Annotated in this window: 5 protein-coding genes; all 5 read right to left on the bottom strand. The window is 64.1% G+C overall.

All coding sequences use genetic code 11. From position 1 onward, the window contains the following. Window positions 1-1,835, bottom strand: a 1,835-nt coding sequence (locus tag RMN95_RS07870; protein WP_309616384.1) for a translation initiation factor IF-2 N-terminal domain-containing protein, incomplete at its 3' end; no start/stop codon positions are given. Window positions 1,836-1,927: 92 nt separating this feature from the next. After that, complete coding sequence (locus RMN95_RS07865; protein WP_309616383.1) at window positions 1,928-2,215, bottom strand: YlxR family protein; 288 nt, start codon at window positions 2,213-2,215, stop codon at window positions 1,928-1,930. A gap of 23 nt (window positions 2,216-2,238) precedes the next feature. Beyond that, window positions 2,239-3,237 (bottom strand): transcription termination factor NusA, encoded by a 999-nt coding sequence (gene nusA, locus RMN95_RS07860; protein WP_309616382.1) that lies wholly within the window; start codon window positions 3,235-3,237, stop codon window positions 2,239-2,241. A gap of 92 nt (window positions 3,238-3,329) precedes the next feature. Further along, the gene (locus tag RMN95_RS07855) at window positions 3,330-4,058 is read right to left on the bottom strand and encodes a hypothetical protein (protein ID WP_309616381.1); all 729 of its coding nucleotides are present in this window, start codon (window positions 4,056-4,058) and stop codon (window positions 3,330-3,332) included. Continuing rightward, the coding region (locus RMN95_RS07850; RefSeq protein ID WP_309616380.1) for a VWA domain-containing protein at window positions 4,055-4,907 on the bottom strand (853 nt) is incomplete at its 5' end. The genes RMN95_RS07855 and RMN95_RS07850, both read right to left, overlap by 4 nt.

The raw sequence follows: 4,907 nt of genomic DNA, 5'->3' as shown, positions 1-4,907 counted from the left end.
CCCTTGTCGAGCTTCGCTTCGATGGCGACACCGCGCGCGTCCTTATTCGGGTTAGAGCGCAGGTCGAGACCCGCGTCGGCCGTCAGGAGAACCGCGTCAAGGAGCGTGTCGATGCCGACGTTGTTGAGCGCGGACACGTCGATGAACATCGTGTCGCCTCCGTACTCCTCAGCGACGAGACCGAACTCGGTAAGCTGCTGGCGCACCTTAGCCGGGTTCGCTCCAGGCTTATCGATCTTGTTGACCGCGACAACGATCGGGACACCCGCGGACTGCGCGTGGTTCAGCGCCTCCACCGTCTGCGGCATGATGCCGTCGTCGGCGGCAACGACAAGAATCGCCAGGTCGGTGACCTGCGCACCTCGGGCACGCATGGCCGTGAAGGCCTCGTGGCCCGGGGTGTCAATGAAGGTAATGGCGCGTTCGAAGCCCTCGTGCTCGGTCCAGACCTGGTACGCACCGATGTGCTGCGTGATGCCACCAGCTTCACCGGCCACGACGTTCGCCTGGCGGATCGCGTCGAGCAGCTTGGTCTTTCCGTGATCGACGTGACCCATGACCGTGACGACGGGGGGTCGGATCTCGAGATCCTCATCCGTTTCGTCCTCGAGTTCCTGGTCGAGATCAAGGTCGAAGCCTGCGAGCAACTCGCGATCTTCGTCCTCGGGTGAGACCATTTCGATCTTGTAGTTCAGTTCACCGGCGAGAATCTCGAAGGTGCCCTCGTCAAGCGACTCGGTGGCCGTGGCCATCTGCCCCAGGTGGAACAGCGCCGTCACCAGCGCACCCGGCTGCACCGAGTATCCGGTTATCGTCTCCAGCTTGTCTGCCAGGTCGGAGATGGATGCACCCCGACGCAGACGGATGGTGGTCTTACCATCGCCGCGAGGAACACTGACGCCTCCCAGTGACGGGGCTTCCCTCAACTCGAATTCGGCGCGCTTCGTGCGCTTCGACTTGCGGGCTTTGCTCTTGCCGCCACCGCGACCAAAGGCACCAGCAGTTCCACCGCCGGGTCCGCGACCGCGACCGCCAGCACCACCAGCGGGCGGGCGGTTGGGGCCGAAGTTGTTGGCAGGTGCCGTTCCTGGCGCGCCGCCTGGGCGAAACCCGCCAGCGCCGGCCGGGCGTGGTCCACCCGGTCGCTGCTGGAAGTTACCGCCAGGGCCGCCCGGGCGCTGGCCAAAGCCGCCGGGACGCGCTCCCTGACCCGGGCCGCCGGGACGAGGTGCTCCAGGACGCGGTGCCGCGCCCGGCGCACCCGCACGCTGCATGCCCTGGTTCGACGCGAACGGGTTGTTTCCCGGGCGCGGAATTCCGGGGCGAGACATGCCCTGGTTGGAGGCGAACGGGTTGTTGCCAGGGCGAGGCTGCCCTGGTCGCGGGATTCCCGAGGGGCTCGGCGACGCTGCATCAGTGCTCGCAGCCGACACGACCGGCGCGGACTGGCCGGCGGCCTGTTCGGCAGCGTGTGCCTGTGCTTGTTCTGCTGCATGCGCCTGCGCGTGCGCCTGGCGCTCTGCGACAGTCAGCGGCGGCGCGGCAACAGCCGGGGCGTCATAATCGGGCTCAGCAGCAACCACCGGAGCCGGAGCCGGCGGAGTCGGGTTGACCGGCTTCGGGGCCACCCTCGGCGCCACCTTCGGCGCCTCGGCGACCGCAGGCTTAACACCGTCGGCCAGCAGCGCAGCCTTCAGCTTGCGTGCCACCGGTGGTTCGATGCTGGACGATGGGCCCTTGACGAACTCGCCCATTTCCTTGAGCTTCGCGAGGGCAATCTTGCTGTCGATGCCGAGTTCGGCGGCGACTTCGTGTACGCGTGGTTTGGCAGCCACAATTCTCCTGTCTGGGTCTGCACCCGGACAGGGGCAGACCTAATTACGGACGGAACTCATTTCGAGCCGCTCATTAGTTGTCCATAGGTCAATCAGCCTTTTTGTAGGGGAATCTCGGACGAGATTCCGACTGTTGTTGCACTTACTGCTTCGAAAAGCCGCTCTGCACGAAGCACCTCGGTCACCCTCAACGCCCGCCCGAAAGCCCTGCGCCTGGCAGCGCTTTCGACACACACGGTTGTGGGGTGAACCCAGGCGCCTCGGCCTGGAAGAATCGCGGACGGATCCGGGACAATTTCGCCACCTCGCGCGACAACTCGCAGTAAAGCGGAGCGATCAGTGCGAGAACGGCAGCCGAGGCAGGTTCTTACAGGTTTCATACTACCCCCGACGACCTGGCGTCTCAGTCTTCGAGGATGCTGTCCGGCTGGATATCGATCCGGGCGCCGGTCAGTTTTGCGGCGAGTCGGGCATTTTGGCCCTCCTTGCCGATGGCGAGCGATAGCTGGTAGTCGGGAACGAGAGCCCGCACGGCCTTGGTGGCCTCATCGATGATGAATGCGCTGGTGACTTTGGCGGGCGATAACGCATTGGCAACGAACGTGGCCAGGTTCTCCGAGTAATCGACGATATCGATTTTCTCGTTATTGAGTTCGGTCGTCACCGCTCGAACACGCTGGCCCAACTCGCCGATGCACGCTCCCTTGGCATTCACGCCGGGCTCCATGGCGCGCACCGCCATCTTCGTGCGATGGCCGGCCTCGCGCGCCAACGAGGTGATCTCGACAATTCCGCTGGCAATCTCGGGCACCTCAAGAGCGAAAAGCTTCCGCACGAGCGCCGGATGCGTGCGGCTGACGGTAATCTGCGGACCCTTCAGGCCCTTGCTCACCGCCGTGACGTAGACGCGGATGCGGCGACCATGGGAGTAGTCCTCCCCCGGTACCTGCTCCTCGGGTGGCAGAATCGCCTCGATGGTGCCGAGGTCGACGTGGATCATTCTTGGGTTGGCCCCCTGTTGGATAACGCCAGCCACGATGTCACCCTCGCGACCCTTGAACTCGCCGAGGATCTTGTCGTCGCCGATGTCGCGCAGCCGCTGGTTGATGACCTGCTTCGCGGCAAATGCCGCGATTCGACCAAAATCGGTCGGGTTGTCTTCGGCCTCGCCGATGACGGCGCCATCATCATCGTGTTCCGGCACGAAGATGGTGACCTTGCCGGTCTTGCGGTCGAGCACGACGCGGGCTTTGGGCTGCGCAGGCGCCTCTTTCGAATCCGGCTCGTCGATGTGCTTGAGATAGGCCGTGAGGATGGCCTGCTCGATGATCTGTACGAGTTCCTCGAAGGGAATCTCACGCTCGCGCTCCATGAGGCGCAGTACGCTCAGGTCGATGTCCACTGAGGGCCTCCGCTATTCAGATGTTGGTTGTGGTGATGCCGAAACTGCCAGGCAGTCCGGCGATTAGTTTACCGTTGCGGTCACCGGGATGCTCACCAGGGTTTGTCCACCGAGTACCCTCCCTCACTTTGTCCGCGCTCTTCCGACTCCCCATCGGCTTTCTCCTGGTCGGCCTGCGCCTGCTGGTCCTGGAGGTCCTGCAGTTGCTGATCCTGGCCATTGGGTCCGTCGCCGCTGTCCGGCCGCTGTGCGTCGCGATCACTCTCGGCCTGCGCCAACTTACGCTGGACGCGGTCTTTCGACTCGTTCAGCTGCTCCATCTTCTCGGGCGGGTCGCATTCCGGCCCCGCAGCATCTAAAACCGCCCGTGACGCCTCGTACAGCAACACGGCACCCTGGTAGTACCCGTTGGCAACATAGATATCGCCGAATCGCTCCCAGGTGAGGGCCAGATTCAGCCTGACATCACATTTTCGCTCCATCGGCGCGAGTTCGAGGGCTTTCTCGAAGTCATCGGTGGCGGGGCCGTAGTACTGATCTGCCGCAGAGGCATCGCCTCGATTGAAGTAGGGAAGGTATTGCTCGACGATGTTGGGCGAGAGCAGCGACGTCGAGATGTCCTGGCTTGACGTCCATCGGCCGCTGTCATAGGCATCCATGGCAAGTTGGGCCGTCGGTGCAAGGCTCAGTAGCTTCATCGCGACGACGATGGTGAGCAGCACGAAGGGCAGCGAGATCCAGAGCATCAGGATGCGGCGGCGCCGCAAGCCCGCGACCGTCACGCCCGTCACCCCGATGGGCGCGCCATTGTCCGCAGTCATGGCCGCCGCCGGTCTGGACGCAGCTCAGCCACGGCCCCGCCGATCGAGACAATCTGAAGCAGAGCGAGAAGCCCGAACGGTATGGCCAGAATCCAGTAAAGCTCGGTGACCGATCCGGGTTCTCCGTCAGTTGCCGTCAGCTCGCCGACCTCGATGCCTGTCGTGGCGAGCGCGGTCGAGGTTTCCGCGGTGCGGTGCTCGTAGGTGACACCGAGCCCCCGGGCAATGAGCGCCAATGCGTCCTCGTCGATGCGCGAGAGAGCGTCAACCGCGGTCTCGCCAGAATTGTCCTGGATAAAAGCGGGTTGATCATCGACGGAATTATCTGGTTCGGCCTCACCGAAATACTCGGGATCTACCCCGTTGAACTCGCGCATCCGCCCGCCCTCGTTCGTGCCGTACCCCAGCACCGCCCCGCCGTCAAGGTACGGTGCGAGCCCGTCGAACGCGTGAGGCTCCGCGCCCGACGTCTGTTCCCCGTCACCGAAGTAGAACAGCACGCGACGCTGGTCGGGGTTCACCGTGGCGGCATCCCGAAGTACCTGAGACACCAGGTCGAGCGGCTCGTCGATGCTGCTGCCCCTCGAATACGCAGTCACCTCCTGGCGGAGAACCGATACGGCCGAGAGCACAGCCGAGTCGTCGCTCGTGAGGGGAACACGCTGCACCGCCACCGCGTCGAAGGTGACGAGAGAGAACTGCGCGCCTGATAGGTCTGCGACGATCGATTCGATGTCTGAAGTGACCCCGTCCAGCCTGGTCGGCATCGCCGGTGGTTCGGTGCCGACCCGATCCCAGTCTTCCGCCGCCATGCTGCTGGTCGTATCGACCACGAGATAGACCTCGAGG

The organism is Salinibacterium sp., from assembly GCF_031364185.1.
In the GTDB taxonomy this organism is placed as follows: Bacteria; Actinomycetota; Actinomycetes; order Actinomycetales; family Microbacteriaceae; genus Rhodoglobus.
This window is presented reverse-complemented; position numbering and strand designations above follow the sequence as displayed.

What these genes read in the sequence shown, in the direction of transcription:
- RMN95_RS07855 (WP_309616381.1), bottom strand. Translation starts at nt 4,058, where the DNA reads ATGACTGCGGACAATGGCGCGCCCATCGGGGTGACGGGCGTGACGGTC.
- RMN95_RS07865 (WP_309616383.1), bottom strand. Translation starts at nt 2,215, where the DNA reads ATGAAACCTGTAAGAACCTGCCTCGGCTGCCGTTCTCGCACTGATCGC.